This is a genomic window from Dyella sp. (genome assembly GCF_036384435.1).
Classification (GTDB): Bacteria; Pseudomonadota; Gammaproteobacteria; order Xanthomonadales; family Rhodanobacteraceae; genus GSA-30.
The window spans coordinates 1-18,169 of sequence record NZ_DASVMI010000092.1 but is presented as its reverse complement, the minus strand read 5'-3'; the positions used below and the strand labels follow the sequence as shown (position 1 = coordinate 18,169).

Sequence of the window (18,169 nt, the reverse complement as noted above, 5' to 3'; positions counted from 1 at the left end):
CCTGATGCGACCGTCGCTATGCGAAGACGCCTTGAGGCTTGGCCGCATGCTGGCGCAACTTCTGCCCCGGGAACCGGAGGTACATGGCCTAGTGGCACTGATGGAATTGCAGGCATCGCGAACTGGCGCGCGCATCGGCGCGCAAGGCGAGCCAGTCCTGTTGCTGGAGCAGGACCGAAGCCGTTGGGATCAATTGCTGATTCGCCGTGGCCTGGCATCGCTCGAACATGCCGCCCAACTAGGAAACGACATCGGGTCCTATGCCTTGCAGGCGGCCATCGCCGCCTGCCACGCTCGGGCCGCCGTGGCCGAGGATACCGACTGGCGTCGGATCACCTTCCTGTACGGCATGCTGATCAGCCTCTCGCCATCGCCGGTCATCGAACTCAATCGCGCGGTCGCTATGAGCATGGCGTTCGGCCCGCAAGCGGGACTGGCGTTGGTCGATCGGCTACGGCATGACCCGGCGCTCAAGGGATATCACCTGCTTCCAACGGTGCGCGGCGACCTGCTGGAGAAACTGGGACGCATCGCCGAGGCGCGCGAGGAATTCAAGCGTGCCGCGACATTGACATCCAACGGACGCGAACGGCGGATCTTGCTGGAGCGAGCGCTGCGTTGTGAGGGCTAACCGATGGCCGCTGCGGGAGTCGCCCCCACCAGGCGGGAAGCTCAGGACCGCAGCTTGTAGCCCGTCCTGAAAATCCACCACACCACGCCCAGGCACAGCAGCAGGAAGCCGAACGTCACACCGGCGCTGACCAACACATTCACGTCCGATACGCCGTAGAAACTCCAACGAAATCCATTGATCAGGTAAACAACCGGATTGAACAACGTGATCTTCTGCCAAACTGGCGGAAGCATCTTGATCGAGTAAAAACTTCCGCCCAGGAACGTCAAGGGAGTGATCACCATCAGTGGAATCACTTGCAGTTTCTGGAAGTCATCTGCCCATAGGCCGATGATGAAACCGAACATGCTGAAGGTGACCGAGGTCAGGACCAGGAAACCGATCATCCACACCGGATGGGCGATCTCATAGGACACGAACAAACGCGCGGTAAGCAGGATCAGAAGGCCCAGCATCATCGACTTGGTTGCCGCCGCGCCGACATAACCGATGACCACCTCCAGGAACGACACCGGCGCGGACAATAGCTCGAAGATGGTACCTGCCCATTTGGGCATGTAGATACCAAACGACGCATTGGAGATGCTCTCGTTGAGCAGCGACAACATGATCAGGCCGGGGATGATGTAGGCGCCGTAGCTGACGCCATCGATCTGACCCATGCGCGAACCGATGGCTGCACCGAATACTACGAAATACAGCGACGTGGACAAGACCGGCGAAGCGATGCTCTGCATCAACGTACGGAACGTACGCGCCATTTCGAAACGATAGATGGCTGCGATGGCATAGATGTTCATGCGCGCGACCTTACCAGGCTCACGAAGATGTCCTCCAGCGAGCTCTCGCTTGAATGCAGGTCCTTGAAGTCCACCCCCTGCTCGTTCAATCGTCGCAACAAGGAAGCGATACCCGTCTCCTCGGCCTGGGTGTCGAAGGTATAGACCAGTGTCTGGCCATTTTCACCCAACTCCAGGGGCAGGTCGCGCAAGGCCTCGGGAATCGCCGACATCGTTGTCTGCAAGTGCAAGGTCAACTGTTTCTTGCCCAGCTTGCGCATCAGCACATGCTTGTCCTCGACCAGCACCAGTTCTCCCTTGTTGATCACACCCACGCGATCTGCCATCTCCTCGGCTTCCTCGATGTAGTGCGTTGTGAGAATGATCGTGACGCCGTTCTCACGCAGGCGGCGCACCATCTGCCACATGTCGTGGCGCAATTCGACGTCGACGCCCGCGGTGGGCTCATCCAGGAACAGGATGCTCGGTTCGTGCGCAAGGGCCTTGGCGATCAGCACACGGCGCTTCATGCCCCCCGATAGCGCCATGATCTTGCTGTCACGCTTCTCCCACAGCGACAGGTCCTTCAGTACCTTTTCCAGATGCGCTGGATTGGGTGACTTGCCGAAAAGGCCACGGCTGAAGCGCACTGTAGCCCAGACCGTTTCGAATGCGTCCGTGTGCAATTCCTGCGGCACCAGACCGATCTTGGTGCGCGCTGCGCGATAGTCGCGGGCAATGTCGTGACCGTCAGCCAGCACGTTGCCTCCACTGGCGTTGACGATGCCGCAGATGATGCTGATCAACGTCGTCTTGCCTGCGCCGTTGGGACCAAGCAAGGCGAAGATCTCGCCACGACGGATATCCAGGTCGATCGACTTGAGCGCCTGGAAGCCACTCTTGTAGGTCTTGCTCAGGCCCGACACCGAAATGATCGGCGGTGCGGTGGATGCTTGGTCTGGCGGCATGCGCGAAAAATCCCGTCGGCTAGGACATCGTCAGGGAATGCGGCCGGCTCCCAGCCATTCAAGGGCTGGTCGCGACGTTTCTACGACGCGACCGGCTGCGATGCACCGATCGCGCCCGCCGGCTTAGAGTGCCTGCCCTTGTGGCGCCGCAGCGTGCGCCGCCGGTTTGTTTTCGTTTTCCAGCGCGCGCCACCAGGGCGCCAGCATCGGCGAATCGGGCGTTACCGTCTCGCCGGGGCGTGGCTGCACCAGTCGCACGCCCTGCTCGGCCGCCAGCGCCCGGGCGCGTTCGGCAGGCTCGTCCCAGCGGTGCAGCGCCAGGTCGAACGTGCCCCAATGCACCGGCATCATCGTGCGGCCGCGCACCATGCGGTGGGCGGCCACCGACTGTTCCGGCTGCATGTGCACATCGGGCCAGCCCTCGTTATAAGCGCCGCATTCGATCAGGGTCAGGTCAAACGGCCCATAGCGCTCGCCAATCTCGTCAAAGCCTTGGTGCATGCCCGTATCGCCGCTAAAAAACAGCCGTTCGCACGAACCAAGCACGCTCCAGGATGCCCACAGCGTGCTGTTGCCATCGATCAACGAGCGACCGGAAAAGTGCTGTGCCGGCGTGGCAGCCAGGGTCAATGGCCCTAGGCGAGCCTCCTGCCACCAGTCCAGTTCCACCACCTTGCTGGCATCGATGCCCCAGCGCACCAGGCGCTGCCCCACGCCAAGCGGCGTATAAAAGCGTGGCACGCGCCCGGCCAGCGCAAGCACGGTGGCGTGATCGAGATGATCGAAGTGATCATGTGACAACAGCACGGCATCGAGGGGCGGCAACTGCGTCACGCTCAGCGCAGGCGGAGCGAAACGTTTCGGACCGGCAAACGTGAAGGGAGAAGCACGCTCGCTGAGGACCGGATCGGTCAGCAGACGCAGACCGTCGATCTCCACCAGCACCGTGGAGTGTCCCAACCAGGTCGCGCGCAGGGTCTGCGATGCAGGACCGTCCAGCACGTCTGTGCGTACCTTGACGGTCGGCAGCGACTCACGCGGTGTACGGCGAATGCCGCGAGCCTGCCAGTATCGCTTCATCGCATCGCCAAAACTGCCGACCCGGGTGTGTTCCACATTGCGGAAACGTCCGTCTCGCCAGCGCAGCGCACCGCCATATCGTTGCGCCAGGGCGCGCCGCTGGCGTGCGGACCACCACTTTGTAGCGCCAAATACAGCAATGGCGCCAAGGATTGCCAGAACGACGGCCATGACGGCACCCCAAAGTAAACGATGCCGTTTACTCTATGCTCTCTGCCCGGCAAAGTAAACTACCGCGTATACTTTCATTCAGCCATGAGTCGAGGGCCCCATGAATCGCAGCGCCAACAAACGTCAGGCCGTTCTTGACGCGGGCATCGACGAGTTAATGGCGCAAGGGCTCGCTGGCGCAAGCATGGAAGCCATCGCGCAGCGCGCGGCGGTCTCCAAGCGTACCTTGTACAAGTATTTTCCATCGATCGATGCAGTCTTCGCCGAAGTCGTCGAACTGATGATTTCGCGGGTCGAACCTCTGGGCCAGCTTCGCCATGATGCCAATCGAGATTTCGAAACTCAGTTGCGCGAGATCGCCTGGAAGGAAATGCAGCTCATCTGCGATGAACCTTACACGCGCCTCAGCAGGGTGATCATGATCGAGGCCATGCGCTCCCAGGCGCAAAGCAAGCGACTGCTGCAACGCTTCGAAGAAAAGGAATGGGGCCTGCATCGCTGGTTCGCCGATGCCCACGCCGTGGGAAAGCTCGGCCAGCTCGACCCTGCCCTCGCCGTCGAAATGTTCACCGGCATCCTCAAGTCATGCACGTACTGGCAGTCGGTGATCGGCTGGCGACCAGCGCCCTCGCCTGCCGTCCAGAAGGCAGTGGTCGAAGAAGCCTGCCGCATGCTGATGGCGCGCCTCGCGCACACTGAAGCATGAAATTCACCCGATGCGGGCGATTCTTGCCCGCATCGGGTGAAGGTCCGTTGTAAATCAGTGCGCGCCTTCCACCGCCGCCGTACGCGTGTAACGACGGTGCCGCAGCGTCACCTGGGCCAGTGTGAACGTGATCACCGAGCACGCGGCGATACCAGCCACCATGGGCAGCGCCGTGCCGTTGAAGAATCGCCCGATCACGCCAACCACGGCCGCGCCGACGACAAATTGCATGGTACCCATCAAGGCAGCCGCAGTACCGGCGATCTTGCCGTGATCGTCCAACGCCAACACCGCCGAACTGGGAATCACCAGGCCCAGGAAGCCATAACCGATGAACAGCACCGTCATCAGCACCGGCAACTGCGTTACGCCCATGATGTTGAGCACCAGCAGGCTCACCATCGCGCCGGCATAACCGAACACCGCCGTGCGCACCACCTTGGCCAAGCCATGCCGCGCGCCCAGCTTTCCAGCAAATTGCGCCGCGCCGATGAACGCAACCGCGTTGACCGAGAAAGCCATGCTGTACTGCGTTTCGGTCAAACCGTAGTGATTGATCAAGATGAACGAAGAATTGGCCAGATAGGCGAAGAAACTGCCCACACCAAACGAGCCGATGAAGATCAGGCCAAGGTAGTGGCGATCACGTAGCAGCACACCATATGAGCGTAGCGCCGATCCGAAGCTGCTGCCCAATCTCCGCTCGGGAGGACGGGTTTCCTTCAGCACCATGATCGCCAACAGCAAGCCAAACAGCGCCGCACACATGATCGTCCAGAAAATGCCGCGCCAACTGCCCAGTCGAATCACCAGGCTACCAGTCAGCGGTGCAAGAATCGGCGAAACACTGAACACGAGCATCAACAGCGCCATCAGGCGTGCCGCGTCATGGCCGGTATGCATGTCGCGCACGATGGCGCGAGGGATCACGGTACAAGCACACGCACCGATGCCTTGCAGAAAACGGAAGGCGATCAGCGTATGGATATCCGGCGCCAGCGCGCATCCGATACTACCGAGCGCGAAGACCACCAAGCCGAAGTAGATCGGTCGCTTGCGCCCGAGCATGTCCGACACCGGGCCGTAGACAAGCTGACCGACGCCGAGCGAAATAAAAAATGCCATCAAGCTCATCTGCGCAGTATCGACATCGGTCTGCAAGCTCTGCTTGATGGCAGGCAAGGCAGGCAGGTACATATCGATCGCGAACGGCCCAATCGCCGACAGCAGGCCGAGAATGATCGCCGCCCCGAGGAAACGGGAGTTCATGAAAAATCCTTTTGGCTAAGGCGCAGCCTGGAGCGGCCGCACACCGGCGGGGGAAGGGTCAAGGCCAATTATTGAACTAATCAGTTCTGAAATTCAAGCCCATTGACGCATCGCCATCATAGCAGCGCTCCATCAAGGCCAACTGGCCCATGACGATCCGACATAGCCCCAACCAGATGTCATCCAGAGCCGACATCCCATACGTTTTCGCTTCGTTACCGACGCGGCGCTCGCGCTAACGACGTTAACGCGCCAGGCATCGTCGATCTGGCCACGAATGCGAATACCCCCGTCCAGACTGTCATCTTGCAGCACGCCAACCGCACGACGAACGGGAATAGCCAGCGAGTTGGTCTACCTGAGCGACGTATCTGGCTGGGGATCGACGGCGACCCAGTCTGCCAAGTCGTCACGCAATCGGCACCATAAGCCCAAACGATGGGTAAGTCATATCGATTCCTCGACATGTGGGGGCAACGACTCGCCCATCGCGTGGCACGATACATACATGAAAAACCCCAAGGCGCCGCATCGGTCTAGTGCTATTGACGATGGCATCTGCATTGCCATGGCATGCGCACGCCGAAGCTTGCCCTGCTTCCGAAATTGGCTCCGCTACTTTCGTTGGGGAATATCTACATCAGCCAATCGCATGCAAACGCCGAAAAAAACTTACTTCGTGCCATGCCTGGTCCAGCCAGTGGCTGCGCGGCCAGGTGAGCCGCTTGAGATGGTGGTCGAACAACCCTGATGCGCAATCCTGATTCGCCAGGCTGGTCAAGCACCGATAGCCCCCTCGCAGGCCATGCGGGAACTGATGCGAACCTCGCAGTCATCAACGGCACGCGATCGCGTCGCCCGGGCTGCCTGCTGGATTCTCCAATGGGTATGCACAAATTCACCGGCAGGCCAGAAGCCAAAGCAGGAACGCTTGTAGACGGAACCTCGACCAGGCACGACAGAATTTCATTTATCGATCACTTGTTTGCCTCGCCACCGCATACAAAGGCTGATCGATACCGCAGCGATCAACATCGCTCGCAAGGAAGATGCCCGTTTCTCAGGCGAGGAAAAGGGCACAGCGCCACGCGGCAAACCTCGCCCCGGCCCGGGTCTTTTTCTGCGACGGCCAACACTCTCCCGCTGACCCAGCTCACGTGTACTTCGATCATCATGCCGAGCCGTTGCAGTCGCACGCAATCATGACGGCGAATCCGCGCGCCTAGCGCATCGCGCATATAGGGCATGTCCCAGACGGGATCGATACGTATCAAGGTATCGCCAACCAGCCAGCGAAAACGCGGCACACGCCGCCCTGTACGGACCGCGAGATTTTCGATGGCCAGCAAGGGACCTCGTACCACCCGCTTGCTGCCGGACACGCAATCGGCGTGCGCGACACGACAACGCCGAAGCAGTCCGGGAATCCAAGCCAGCGAAAATCCTGCCAGCAGGCATAGTCCCACCAGGATGAGGCGAGGCAATCCGTCGACCGCCATGTAGCGAATCAATGCCACGGCCATTCCCATCAACGACAGCATGCAAACCAGCGCAAGGACATGCATCCAGTAACGAATACGCAAGCGCTGTCGCTCATCGCAGGTCAGAGGCATCGTTACAGTGGTGCACTGTAAAAGTGGCTCAATCACTCGCAGACCATCTTGAATGGTTCTTGGCTCACGGATACAGGCACTCGGCGAGAAACGAAGGCCTCGACGCTAAGCGGCCAACCACGAAGGCACTATAAAAGTAATCCTAAATTTGCGAGCTAGATGTCGTATTTCAGGGTACGTCACATATTCAGCCCTCTCCGCGCGCGACCGCCATCAGACTGTCACATGGACTACCTACGGTGACTGGATGCCTCGGTTCCAAAGGAATACGGCCGTGGCAGGAACCAGGTTCGCCAGAGACGTTGTCCCATTCGCCACATCGAGACCCCATGATCCATTCCAGACGCCGTTTTCTCGCAGGCACGGGCAGGCTGTTGGGTGCGCTTGCCCTGGGCGATGTCCTGCGCATGGCTCACGCCGATTCGATGCATGGCCCTGGGCGCATGGCCATGCCTACCCTGGCCGCACCCAAGGTGCCCATCGTCAATCCCGCGCATCTGGCCCGCTATGTCGACGCTTTGCCGATTCCTGCCATCGGCAAGCCACAGGGTCAACGCGTCCACCCGACCCGTCCTGGTGAAAAGATCGACTACTACCGTATCGAGATGCGCGCATTCAGCGCCAGGCTGCATCGCGATTTGCCTGGCACGCCCATGTGGGGCTACAACGGTATTTCACCCGGCCCCACGCTTGAACTCACGCGCGACAAGCCGGTGTTGATCGAATGGGCGAACGCGCTGCCAGCCCGTCATTTCCTGCCAATCGACCATAATATCCACGGTGCCGAGCGCGACAAGCCGGAAGTACGCACCGTCACGCATGTGCATGGCGCGCGTGCGCCGGCCGATAGCGATGGCTTTCCTGAAGACTGGTACGTTCCGGGCAAATCCCTGTCCTATTATTATCCCAACGGTCAGGACGCCGCCACGTTGTGGTATCACGACCATGCCATGGGTATTACCCGGCTGAACATCTATGCCGGGCTGTTCGGGGCATTTCTGGTGCGCGATGCGGAAGAAGAGGCCCTTGGCCTGCCTGCCGGTGAATTCGACCTTCCTTTGATACTCTACGATCGGCTGATCGGCGAGGATGGCCAGCTCTACTACCCCGTTTCAGATGACCCTTCGGCACCATGGGTATCGGAATGCTATGGCAATGCCATGTTGTGTAATGGCAAGCTGTTTCCCTATATGGACGTGGAGCCTCGCAAATATCGGCTACGCCTCATCAATGCCGCCAACACGCGATTCTTCGATCTTTCGCTGTCACAGGGCAGCTTCCACCAAATCGCCAGCGACCAGGGCCTGCTTCCAGCGCCGCTGGAGCGCTTGCGCATGGAGCTCTATCCAGCCGAGCGCGCCGATGTAATCGTGGATTTTTCAGGCCTGGACGGCAAGACCGTGCAACTACGCCAACAAAGGGATGGCATCATGGAGTTTCGTGTACGCGATAAGGGGCGGCCCGACACCTCAAAACTACCCGCGACGCTGCGCACCGTCCCTCGCATCGCCACGAGCACAGCGATACACGAGCGCATGCTCACGCTTGGCGAACAGGATGATTCAGGCGGCAACCCGATGATGATGATGTTGGGTGGCAAAATGTGGTCGGACCCGATCACCGAAAAGCCCAAGCGCAACACCACGGAAATCTGGAGTTTCGTCAATATCACCGGCGACACCCATCCGGTGCATCTGCATCTGGTGCGTTTTCAGGTGCTCGACCGCCGACCGTTCGACATTTTCACCTGGAACGCCCAACGCAAGATCAGGTACACCGGTCCTGCATTGCCACCGCCGGCCCACGAAATGGGTTGGAAAGATACTGTGCGCGCCGATCCGGGCATGGTCACGCGCATCATCGCTCATTTCGAGGGAGAGCCCGGCAAATACGTCTGGCACTGCCATTATCTCGAGCACGAGGACAACGAGATGATGCGGCCATACGAGTTGGTCTAAGCGTTGACGGGAACAGCCTTCGTCGCGACGTCGGCGCGGCCTGGAGGCCTGCGACCGAATCGCAGATGGCTTCGCGACCGAAGTCGCTCCTACGACCGGAGCGTGTGAGGTTACGGCTTCGGGGAAACGCTAGAAGCGCTTCCTATCCGGTCGTCCCGGCAGGTTCAGCATCGCGTCCTGGAGGCTTCAAAAGCTCCCTTCTGCCATTGAAGCCCCCAACACGATACTGACAAAGCTGTTTAGCGCTTTTCGATCGGCACGTATGCCAGGTCTTCCGGCCCCGTGTAATTGGCGCTTGGACGAATGATCTTGCCGTCTTGACGCTGCTCGATCACGTGTGCGCTCCAACCGGACGTACGCGACATCACGAACAGGGGGGTGAACATTGCCGTTGGCACACCCATCATGTGGTACGCGCTGGCCGAATACCAATCGAGGTTGGGGAACATCTTCTTCAACTCCCACATGGTCTTCTCGATCCGCTCGGACACTTCGAACAACGTGGGATTGCCCCCATCCGTGCAAAGCTTGCGCGAAATCTCCTTGATGATCTCGTTGCGAGGATCGGACACGGTATACACCGGGTGGCCAAAGCCGATCACGATCTCCTTGCGCTCGACCCGAGCGCGGATATCCGCATCGGCATCGACGGCATTACGGTAACGCGCGATGATCTCCATGGCCACTTCGTTGGCACCGCCGTGCTTGGGGCCACGCAGTGCGCCAATCGCGCCGGTGATGGCCGAATACATGTCCGACCCCGTACCGGCGATGACGCGGGCGGTGAAGGTGGATGCATTAAACTCATGCTCGGCGTACAGCACTAACGACTTGTCAAGGGCCTGCGCATGCAGTTCACTCGGCTTCCTGCCATGCAGCAGGTGCAGGAAGTGCGCGGCGACCGAATCATCTTCTGTCTCGGTCTCGATGCGTTTGCCGTTGTGGCTGAAGTGATACCAGTAAAGAAGGATGGAACCGAAGCAGGCCATCAGGCGATCGGCTATGTCACGCGCGCCGGTGACGTTGTGATCGTCTTTCTCCGGCAACACGGTGCCCAAGACCGAGCAACCGGTACGCATCACATCCATCGGATGGGTCGCCGCCGGCAACAGCTCCAGCGCGCTCTTGACCGGCGCAGGCAGGCCGCGCAGGCGCTTGAGCTTGGCCCGGTAGGCATTGAGTTCGGCCCAATTGGGCAGCACGCCATGCACCAGCAGGTAGGCCACTTCCTCGAAACATCCCTTGGCCGCCAGATCGTGGATGTCGTACCCCCGGTAATGCAGATCATTGCCGCTGCGGCCCACGGTGCACAGCGCGGTATTGCCCGCAGCCACGCCGGAAAGGGCCACGGATTTCTTGGCCTTGGGAAGCACTTGCTCGCTCATCGGTGAATCTCCTGGACATGCCTTATAAGGAACACACGGGGCGCCGGGTGCGCGCCCCGCAGGAAGTGGGGAAAATCAGCTCTTCTTGGCGAACAGCGCATCCAGGCGCTGTTCGAACTCGTGATAACCGATACGGTCGTAGAGTTCCTCGCGCGTCTGCATGGTGTCGATCACGTTGCGCTGGTGACCATCGCGGCGGATGGCGATATAGACCTGTTCGGCGGCCTTGTTCATCGCGCGAAACGCAGACAGCGGATACAGCACGATACCCACACCGGCCGTCGCCAGTTCTTCCACGCTGAACAGGGGCGTCTTGCCGAATTCGGTGATGTTGGCCAGCACCGGCACCTTGACCGCATCGACAAAACGACGATAGGTGGGAAGATCGTAAGCCGCTTCGGCGAAGATGCCATCGGCCCCTGCCTCGACGCAGGCCATGGCGCGCTCGATAGCGGCATCGACACCGTCAACGGCGATCGCGTCGGTACGTGCGATGAGAAAGAAATCTGCATCGGTCTTGGCATCGGCAGCCGCTTTCACGCGATCGGCCATTTCGCTGGCCGAGACAATTTCCTTGCCAGGACGATGCCCGCAACGCTTGGCACCCACCTGATCCTCGATATGGCAGGCCGCGGCCCCTGCCTTGATGAGACTTTTCACGGTGCGTGCAATATTGAACGCACTCGGGCCAAAGCCAGTATCGATATCCACCATCAACGGCGTATCGCACACGTCGGTAATGCGCCGAACATCGATCAGCACGTCTTCGAGCGTATTGATGCCCAGGTCTGGAACCCCTAGCGAGCCAGCAGCGACGCCGCCACCTGAGAGGTAGATCGCGCGATATCCGGCGCGCTTGGCCAACAACGCATGGTTGGCATTGATCGCACCGATGACTTGCAGGGGATGTTCGGCGGCCAGGGCAGCGCGAAAGCGCTCGCCGGCGGATGCTGAGTGGGCCATGGTGCCTCCAGGGGAAAGTCGCATTTTAGCGCACCGGCCACCGAGGATGCTCTGACTGCGTTTATTGCATAGCAGCATGAGAGCATCCGCCTGGATAACTTACAGACCAGCAAAAAGTTACACGCGACAGCCGTCAACGCCGTAAACTGCCGGAAACTTGTAGAGCAGGAAGCTCATGGCACATTCATCCACACTGGCCAACCGCATTCTCTGGGGCCTCGCCGTCGGCATCGGCGCGGGCATCCTCACGCTCCTGGTTGGCGCTTCTCATCCCACCATCCTCAGCGGCGCCAGAACGGTGGCCACCGAGGTTCTCGATCCTCTGGGCCAGGTTTTTCTACGCCTGCTTTTCTTCGTCGTGATACCGCTGGTCTTTGCTTCGCTCGCGTCGGGCGTCGCACAGCTGGGCCGGCTTGATCGCCTGGGTCCCCTGGCCATGCGCAGCTTTTCCCTGTTCACATTGAACATGTGCATTGGCGTATGCCTGGGCTTGCTAGTGATGAACCTGCTACAACCGGGGCAACATCTGGGCGAAGAGGCGCGCTCGCTGCTCATGCGCGAATACGGAGGCCATGCACAGCAAGCCGTCAGCGCAAGCAGCGAACGCCCTGTCTTCAGCCTGATGCTGCTGGTAGACATGTTCATGCCGCGCAATCTCTTTGGCGCCTTCATCGGACAGCATCGCGGCGCACTCGGCGAAGTGTTGCCATTGATCCTGTTTGCCATCCTGGCAGGCGCCGCAGCTACACGGCTGAGCGAAGATCGGCGCGTGCGGTTTCTCGCCGGCATGGAAACGGTCAACGACATCATGACCGGTATCGTCGGTATTGCACTGCGCCTGGCGCCGATCGCGGTGCCTGCCATGATCTACAGTGTGATCGTCAAGGTCGGCGCGGGCATCTTCATTACACTGGCGGTATTCGTGCTCGGTTGTGCTGGCGCACTGCTGTTGCAGCTGTTTGGCACCATGTCGCTATGGCTTCGTTTCCTGGCCCGTCGGCGCCCACTGGAATTCTTCAGGCAGATCCGGCCTGTGCTGATCACGGCGTTCTCGACCAGTTCCAGCAGCGCCTCCCTGCCCACCTCCCTGGCTATCGCGCGTGAAGAGCTGAAACTGCGCCCGGCCACGGCTGGCTTCGTGTTACCGCTGGGCGCCACCATGAACATGAGTGGTACGGCACTGTTCGAGGGTTGCGTCGTGCTATTCGTGGCGCAAGCGTTTGGGGTGGAACTATCACTGGCCCAGCAGGCATTGCTGATGCTGCTTGCCGTGCTGAGCGCGGTGGCGGTGGCCGGAATCCCTGGCGGTTCGCTGCCGTTGATCGCTGGCTTGCTGGCTACCTTCGGCGTACCTCCCGAGGGCATCGGTATCGTGCTTGGCGTCGATCGCCTCCTGGACATGTTGCGTACCACGGTCAATGTCGGCAGTGACATCGTGGTCGCCACCGTGGTCGACGCTCGATCTGGAGTCGATGAGGCCGGATGAAGATATCGTGAAAGCGTCGATTCATAGACAAGGTCAATCGTGACCATCCCAACAATCAATTAGCCTTATCGCCCATCTTGCGTAAAATGTGCGCTTTACCACCCACTACAACGGGAAACATCGATGTCCTTGATCAACACCCAAATCAAGCCGTTCAAGACCCAGGCTTACAAGAACGGCCAGTTCCTCGAAGTCACGGATGCCTCGTTGAAGGGCAAGTGGTCTGTCGTGGTGTTCTACCCCGCCGACTTCACCTTCGTGTGCCCGACCGAGCTGGAAGACCTGGCCGACCATTACGAGCAATTCCAGAAGCTGGGTGTGGAGATCTACTCCGTTTCGACCGACACGCATTTTTCGCACAAGGCGTGGCATGACACGTCCGACGCGATCGGCAAGGTCAAGTACACCATGCTGGCCGATCCGACCGGCACGATCACCCGCAACTTCGACGTGATGATCGAAGAGGAAGGCCTGGCGCTGCGCGGCACCTTCGTGATCAATCCGGAAGGCCAGATCAAGCTTTGCGAAATCCACGATAACGGCATCGGCCGCGACGCTGGTGAGCTGCTGCGCAAGGTCAAGGCTGCTCAATACGTCGCCTCCCACCCGGGCGAAGTGTGCCCGGCCAAGTGGAAGGAAGGCGAGAAGACCCTCAAGCCGTCGCTTGACCTGGTTGGCAAGATCTAAGCCACCGTTCTGGTGTCTTGCGGCCCGGTACTCTTTTCGGGCCGCCCCGGACCCGGCAGGCCTGCCGGGTCCGCCTCACCCATCACGCTGTAAATCAAGCCAAGTGCGCGGCCTGCACGCCGTAGCCTGTGGCTGTGCTCACCCTGAAACTACACATCGCGTGTTTTTCTCGACCTGAAGACTAACGGAGTCATCCACCATGTTGGACGCCGATCTGAAGACCCAATTGCAGGCTTACCTCGAAAAGGTCGTACACCCGATCGAACTGGTGGCCTCCCTGGACGACAACGCCGCATCGCAGGAACTACTGTCCCTGCTGACCGACATCGAGGCCATGTCGTCGAAGATCACACTGCGCCGCGCCGATGCACCGCGCACGCCGTCATTCAGCATCAACCGCCTGGGCACCGACGTAAGCGTCAGCTTCGCCGGCATTCCCATGGGCCACGAATTCACTTCACTGGTGCTGGCGCTGTTGCAGGTCGGCGGCCATCCGTCAAAGGCCGCACCCGAGCTGATCGAGCAGATCCAGAACCTGGAGGGCGAGTATCGCTTCGAGACTTTCATGTCGCTCTCCTGCCATAGCTGCCCGGATACCGTGCAGGCCCTGAATCTGATCAGCGTGCTCAATCCCAATATCAAGCATGTCGCCATCGATGGCGCGCTGTTCCAGGATGAGGTCAATGCACGTGAGGTGATGTCCGTGCCGACTGTATTTCTCAATGGCGAGCTGTTTGATACCGGTCGCATGTCGGTCGAGCAGATCGTCACGCGCATCGATGCCGGCGCCGCCAAGCGCGATGCAGAGCGCATGCGCAACAAGGCAGCCTTCGATGTGCTGGTTGTCGGCGGCGGCCCCGCCGGCGCGGCCGCCGCCGTTTATTCGGCACGCAAAGGCATCCGCACTGGTGTGGCAGCGGAGCGCTTCGGTGGTCAGGTACTAGATACCATGTCAATCGAAAACTTCATCTCCGTCCCTTACACGGAAGGTCCGAAGATGGCTGCCGCGCTTGAGCAACACGTACACGAATACGATGTGGACGTGATGAACAACCAGCGCGCCGAACAGTTGATCGCACCAAAGCATCCCGGTGGCTTGATCGAGATCCGCCTGGCCAACGGTGCCACACTCAAGGCCAAATCGGTCGTGCTGTCCACCGGCGCCCGCTGGCGCAACATCGGCGTGCCAGGCGAACAGGAATATCGCAACAAGGGCGTCACCTATTGCCCACATTGCGATGGCCCCTTGTTCAAGGGCAAGCGCGTGGCCGTGATCGGCGGTGGCAACTCGGGCGTGGAAGCGGCCATCGATCTGGCAGGCATCGTCGGCCATGTGACGCTACTGGAATTTGACAGCAAGTTGCGTGCTGACGACGTCTTGCAACGCAAGCTGCGCAGCCTGCCCAATGTCGATGTCATCGTCAACGCACAGACCACCGAAGTACTGGGCGATGGCAACAAGGTACAAGGCATCCAGTTCACTGATCGCGTCAGCGGCCAGAGCCACCGCGTGGAACTGGAAGGCATCTTCGTACAGATCGGTCTGTTGCCCAATACCGAATGGCTGAAGGATTCGATCAAGCTGTCGCCACGCGGCGAGATAGAGGTCGATTCGCACGGCCGCACTTCGGTACCGGGCGTATTCGCCGCCGGTGACGCGACTACCACGCCGTTCAAGCAGATCATCATAGCCATGGGTGAAGGCGCCAAGGCCTCGCTCAGCGCCTTCGATCACCTGATCCGCCTGCCGGTGGACGTAAAGGAAGATATCGCTGCCTAAGCGTCGCGCCTCGCAGGGCAAGCCGCTCAAGACCCCGGGAATGCATGTCCCCTGGGTCTTGTCTTTGAGGGCTGGAGATGGGCTGCGGGCGAACACAACCTACCACCGGCCACAGTCCTCAGGGTGAGGATAAGAGCATCGGCACTTTGCAGCTGACGCACATTTTCAAACTTGGGCGCCCATAATCCATTGTCGATCCCCTCTCGTGTCATCCATCCTCTCCTCGCTCCAGCGCCTTGCGAATCTCATCCAGCGCCGATGGATCATCGAGCGTGGAAAGGTCACCTGGATCGCGTTGCTCGGCCAAGGCTTGCAGCGAGCGCCGCAGTAACTTGCCAGAACGCGTCTTGGGTAACGCATTGACTACATACACGCGTGACGGCCGGGCGAACTTGCCCAGCTGATCGGCCACCCGCTGCTGCATGCCAAGCGCCACATCAGCGGCGTCGGCCGCACCCTGCTTGAGCGTGGCGAACACGATGGGCACCTGACCCTTCAATGCGTCACGCATGCCAATAACCGCCGCCTCGGCGACCGCCGGATGCGTGGAGACGGCTTCCTCGATTTCACGCGTTCCCAATCGATGGCCAGCCACGTTGATCACGTCATCGGTTCGCCCCAGGATCATCGTATATCCCTGTTCGTCGCGAATCGCCCAATCGAGGGAGCTGTACAGGAGTTCCTTGAAATGGCCGAAATAGCTGGTGCGATAACGTTCATCGTCGCCCCACACCGTAGACAGGCAACCCGGCGGCAGCGGGGGCTCGAACACCAGCACGCCCTTCTGGCCGGGGGCGGCCTCCAGACCAGTCGACTCGTCGATCACCTTCATCTTGTAGCCGGGCGCGGGAAAGCCCGGTGAACCGAATTTCACCGGCTTAAGGTCCAGCCCCGGCATCAACGTAATAGCCGGCCATCCTGTCTCGGTCTGCCAGTAGTTGTCGATCACCGGCACACCCAGTCCGTCGGTAATCCACTGCGCTGTAGGCTCATCCAGCGGCTCGCCGGCCAGGAACAACCAGCGCAGGGCCGGAAGATCGCGTTTCTTAAGCCATGACGCATCCTGCTTTTTGAGCATGCGCACCGCGGTAGGCGACGAAAACATGGTCCGCACGCCGTACTGCTCGCAGAGCTTCCACCAGATACCTGGGTCAGGCCGGACCGGCGTGCCTTCATAAAGCAAGGACGTCGCCCCGCCGATCAGTGGACCGTAGACGTTGTAGGAATGCCCCACCGCCCAACCGACATCGGACGTGGAAAAGATGACCTGCCCCGGCTGGATATCGAAGATGTAACGGATCGACATCGCCATCGCCACGGCATATCCGCCCACGTCGCGCTGGATTCCCTTGGGCTTGCCGGTCGTACCCGAGGTATAGAGCAGGTAACTGGGCTGATTCGACTCCATCCAGGCCACGGGTACGTCAGCACCGTCGTACCGGGCACGCAATGGCTCGTAGTCCATATCACGCCCAGCCACCCTGGTCATTTGTGGATCGAGCTTGCGATCCACCAGCAGCACGTGGGGCGGTGGAAAGGCAGCCTCTTCCAGCGCCGCGTCGACCAAAGGCTTGTACGGGATTACCGCACCACCCCGCATACCGGCGTCGGCGGCGATGAGCAGCTTCGGTTGCGCGTCATCGATCCGCAACGCCAGGTTGTGCGCCGCAAAGCCGCCAAACACCACCGAGTGGACCGCCCCAAGCCTCGCACAAGCGAGCATGGCGAATACGGCTTCAGCGATGTTAGGCAGGTAGATCACCACCCGATCTCCGCGGCCGATGCCCAACGATGCCAATACCGCAGCAAACGTATTGACCTCCCGATGCAACTGGCGATAGGTCAATTCACGTGTAATCCCGGTCTCGGTTGAAATCGAGACCAACGCCAGTTGGTCGCCCCGAGCTTCCAGGTGCCGGTCAATGGCGTTGTGGCACAGGTTGGTTGTACCTCCAGCAAACCAGCGCCGGAACGGTAAAGCCGAAGCATCCAGAATCTGCGCTGGAGGGGTATGCCAGTCAATAAGCCGGGCCTGCTCTTCCCAGAACGCCTCCGGTTCTTCGATAGAGCGGCGGTAGAACGTCTCATAACTCATGCTCTCTTCCATCCGGTGGCCCCGCTCCAAGCGTGAACCACCTCGGTGATCGGCTGCAGTAGACCTTGGTCGAAAAATGCCCGGATTCGTCCCCTTCTCATGGCCACGTGGGGTTTCCTTTCACGAGAAAATCAAATTGAATCGATCAAATGATTAACGATCCCAGCCCGTGAATTAGCAAGATAAAATCATGAACCATTACGGATGCGAGATCAGGCGTCGATATGCGTGAAAAAGAATGTATACATAGCCATTTACGAAAACAACACAAAAGTTATATTGCGCCTTCACCGTGAAAGCACAAATAATCAAATCATCCGAATGCCATTACCGGGAAATAACTAAACCATCCGTTTCAGTTATCGTCCGCTCGGCCAGCCTTCGGAAATAAGGGGTGACTCATCAAATTCCTCGGGACATCTTTAAACTATGAGCCGCTGAGGCCATAGCTGAAGGCGCGCCTGAGCCACGATGTTATTTGGCGGAGAATAGTCATGGATAACTCTCGTATCGGCTCTGCACTTAAACAGACCCTGCTGGCCACCTGCATAATTGCAGCGGCGATTTCGATAACCGCATGCTCTGGGTCCGGCTC

14 protein-coding genes are annotated in these 18,169 nt (G+C 59.8%); 6 read left to right on the top strand and 8 right to left on the bottom strand.

All coding sequences use genetic code 11. The features are described from left to right. Window positions 1–631, top strand: a 631-nt coding sequence (locus VF436_RS09010; RefSeq protein ID WP_330903677.1) for an RNA polymerase sigma factor, incomplete at its 5' end; no start/stop codon positions are given. Between the two features lie 41 nt (window positions 632–672). Here the strand turns inward: VF436_RS09010 and VF436_RS09005 are convergent. From VF436_RS09005 to VF436_RS08995, 3 genes are all read right to left on the bottom strand, one after another. Then, window positions 673–1,434, bottom strand: a complete 762-nt coding sequence (locus tag VF436_RS09005) for an ABC transporter permease (RefSeq protein ID WP_330903676.1) — start codon at window positions 1,432–1,434, stop codon at window positions 673–675. Continuing rightward, on the bottom strand, window positions 1,431–2,381 hold the full coding sequence (locus VF436_RS09000; protein ID WP_330903675.1) for an ABC transporter ATP-binding protein: 951 nt from the start codon (window positions 2,379–2,381) through the stop codon (window positions 1,431–1,433). The genes VF436_RS09005 and VF436_RS09000 overlap by 4 nt, the downstream gene beginning before the upstream one ends. Before the next feature lie 123 nt (window positions 2,382–2,504). After that, window positions 2,505–3,632, bottom strand: a complete 1,128-nt coding sequence (locus VF436_RS08995; RefSeq protein ID WP_330903674.1) for an MBL fold metallo-hydrolase — start codon at window positions 3,630–3,632, stop codon at window positions 2,505–2,507. A gap of 100 nt (window positions 3,633–3,732) precedes the next feature. Between VF436_RS08995 and VF436_RS08990 the strand changes: the two genes are divergently transcribed. Further along, window positions 3,733–4,338, top strand: coding sequence for a TetR/AcrR family transcriptional regulator (locus tag VF436_RS08990; protein ID WP_330903673.1), 606 nt, complete (start codon window positions 3,733–3,735; stop codon window positions 4,336–4,338). Between the two features lie 54 nt (window positions 4,339–4,392). Here the strand turns inward: VF436_RS08990 and VF436_RS08985 are convergent, their stop codons facing one another. Beyond that, window positions 4,393–5,607, bottom strand: a complete 1,215-nt coding sequence (locus VF436_RS08985) for a multidrug effflux MFS transporter (protein WP_330903672.1) — start codon at window positions 5,605–5,607, stop codon at window positions 4,393–4,395. Window positions 5,608–6,635: 1,028 nt separating this feature from the next. Then, the gene (locus tag VF436_RS08980; protein ID WP_330903671.1) at window positions 6,636–7,220 is read right to left on the bottom strand and encodes a hypothetical protein; all 585 of its coding nucleotides are present in this window, start codon (window positions 7,218–7,220) and stop codon (window positions 6,636–6,638) included. A 329-nt stretch (window positions 7,221–7,549) separates the two neighbouring features. Here VF436_RS08980 and VF436_RS08975 point away from each other — a divergent pair, with 329 nt between their 5' ends. After that, a complete protein-coding gene (locus tag VF436_RS08975) occupies window positions 7,550–9,178 on the top strand; it encodes a multicopper oxidase family protein (RefSeq protein ID WP_330903670.1) in 1,629 nt (542 codons plus the stop codon). Window positions 9,179–9,417: 239 nt separating this feature from the next. On the opposite strand, the gene prpC is transcribed toward VF436_RS08975, so the two are convergent. Beyond that, on the bottom strand, window positions 9,418–10,563 hold the full coding sequence (prpC, locus tag VF436_RS08970) for a bifunctional 2-methylcitrate synthase/citrate synthase (RefSeq protein ID WP_330903669.1): 1,146 nt from the start codon (window positions 10,561–10,563) through the stop codon (window positions 9,418–9,420). 75 nt (window positions 10,564–10,638) lie between these two features. Continuing rightward, the gene (gene prpB, locus VF436_RS08965; protein WP_330903668.1) at window positions 10,639–11,526 is read right to left on the bottom strand and encodes a methylisocitrate lyase; all 888 of its coding nucleotides are present in this window, start codon (window positions 11,524–11,526) and stop codon (window positions 10,639–10,641) included. Between the two features lie 175 nt (window positions 11,527–11,701). Here prpB and VF436_RS08960 point away from each other — a divergent pair, with 175 nt between their 5' ends. The 3 genes from VF436_RS08960 (at window position 11,702) to ahpF (ending at window position 15,479) form a co-directional block, all read left to right on the top strand. Further along, a complete protein-coding gene (locus VF436_RS08960) occupies window positions 11,702–13,012 on the top strand; it encodes a dicarboxylate/amino acid:cation symporter (RefSeq protein ID WP_330903667.1) in 1,311 nt (436 codons plus the stop codon). 123 nt (window positions 13,013–13,135) lie between these two features. Next, window positions 13,136–13,699, top strand: coding sequence for an alkyl hydroperoxide reductase subunit C (gene ahpC, locus VF436_RS08955; protein ID WP_330903666.1), 564 nt, complete (start codon window positions 13,136–13,138; stop codon window positions 13,697–13,699). 199 nt (window positions 13,700–13,898) lie between these two features. Then, window positions 13,899–15,479: an alkyl hydroperoxide reductase subunit F gene (ahpF, locus tag VF436_RS08950; protein WP_330903665.1), complete on the top strand. Its 1,581-nt coding sequence runs from the start codon at window positions 13,899–13,901 to the stop codon at window positions 15,477–15,479. Between the two features lie 208 nt (window positions 15,480–15,687). On the opposite strand, the gene prpE is transcribed toward ahpF, so the two are convergent. Next, a complete protein-coding gene (gene prpE / locus VF436_RS08945) occupies window positions 15,688–17,574 on the bottom strand; it encodes a propionate--CoA ligase (protein ID WP_330903664.1) in 1,887 nt (628 codons plus the stop codon). Window positions 17,575–18,169: the final 595 nt, after the last annotated feature.

What these genes read in the sequence shown, in the direction of transcription:
- VF436_RS09005 (WP_330903676.1), bottom strand. Translation starts at nt 1,434, where the DNA reads ATGAACATCTATGCCATCGCAGCCATCTATCGTTTCGAAATGGCGCGT.
- VF436_RS09000 (WP_330903675.1), bottom strand. Translation starts at nt 2,381, where the DNA reads ATGCCGCCAGACCAAGCATCCACCGCACCGCCGATCATTTCGGTGTCG.
- VF436_RS08995 (WP_330903674.1), bottom strand. Translation starts at nt 3,632, where the DNA reads ATGGCCGTCGTTCTGGCAATCCTTGGCGCCATTGCTGTATTTGGCGCT.
- VF436_RS08990 (WP_330903673.1), top strand. Translation starts at nt 3,733, where the DNA reads ATGAATCGCAGCGCCAACAAACGTCAGGCCGTTCTTGACGCGGGCATC.
- VF436_RS08985 (WP_330903672.1), bottom strand. Translation starts at nt 5,607, where the DNA reads ATGAACTCCCGTTTCCTCGGGGCGGCGATCATTCTCGGCCTGCTGTCG.
- VF436_RS08980 (WP_330903671.1), bottom strand. Translation starts at nt 7,220, where the DNA reads ATGCCTCTGACCTGCGATGAGCGACAGCGCTTGCGTATTCGTTACTGG.
- VF436_RS08975 (WP_330903670.1), top strand. Translation starts at nt 7,550, where the DNA reads ATGATCCATTCCAGACGCCGTTTTCTCGCAGGCACGGGCAGGCTGTTG.
- prpC (WP_330903669.1), bottom strand. Translation starts at nt 10,563, where the DNA reads ATGAGCGAGCAAGTGCTTCCCAAGGCCAAGAAATCCGTGGCCCTTTCC.
- prpB (WP_330903668.1), bottom strand. Translation starts at nt 11,526, where the DNA reads ATGGCCCACTCAGCATCCGCCGGCGAGCGCTTTCGCGCTGCCCTGGCC.
- VF436_RS08960 (WP_330903667.1), top strand. Translation starts at nt 11,702, where the DNA reads ATGGCACATTCATCCACACTGGCCAACCGCATTCTCTGGGGCCTCGCC.
- ahpC (WP_330903666.1), top strand. Translation starts at nt 13,136, where the DNA reads ATGTCCTTGATCAACACCCAAATCAAGCCGTTCAAGACCCAGGCTTAC.
- ahpF (WP_330903665.1), top strand. Translation starts at nt 13,899, where the DNA reads ATGTTGGACGCCGATCTGAAGACCCAATTGCAGGCTTACCTCGAAAAG.
- prpE (WP_330903664.1), bottom strand. Translation starts at nt 17,574, where the DNA reads ATGAGTTATGAGACGTTCTACCGCCGCTCTATCGAAGAACCGGAGGCG.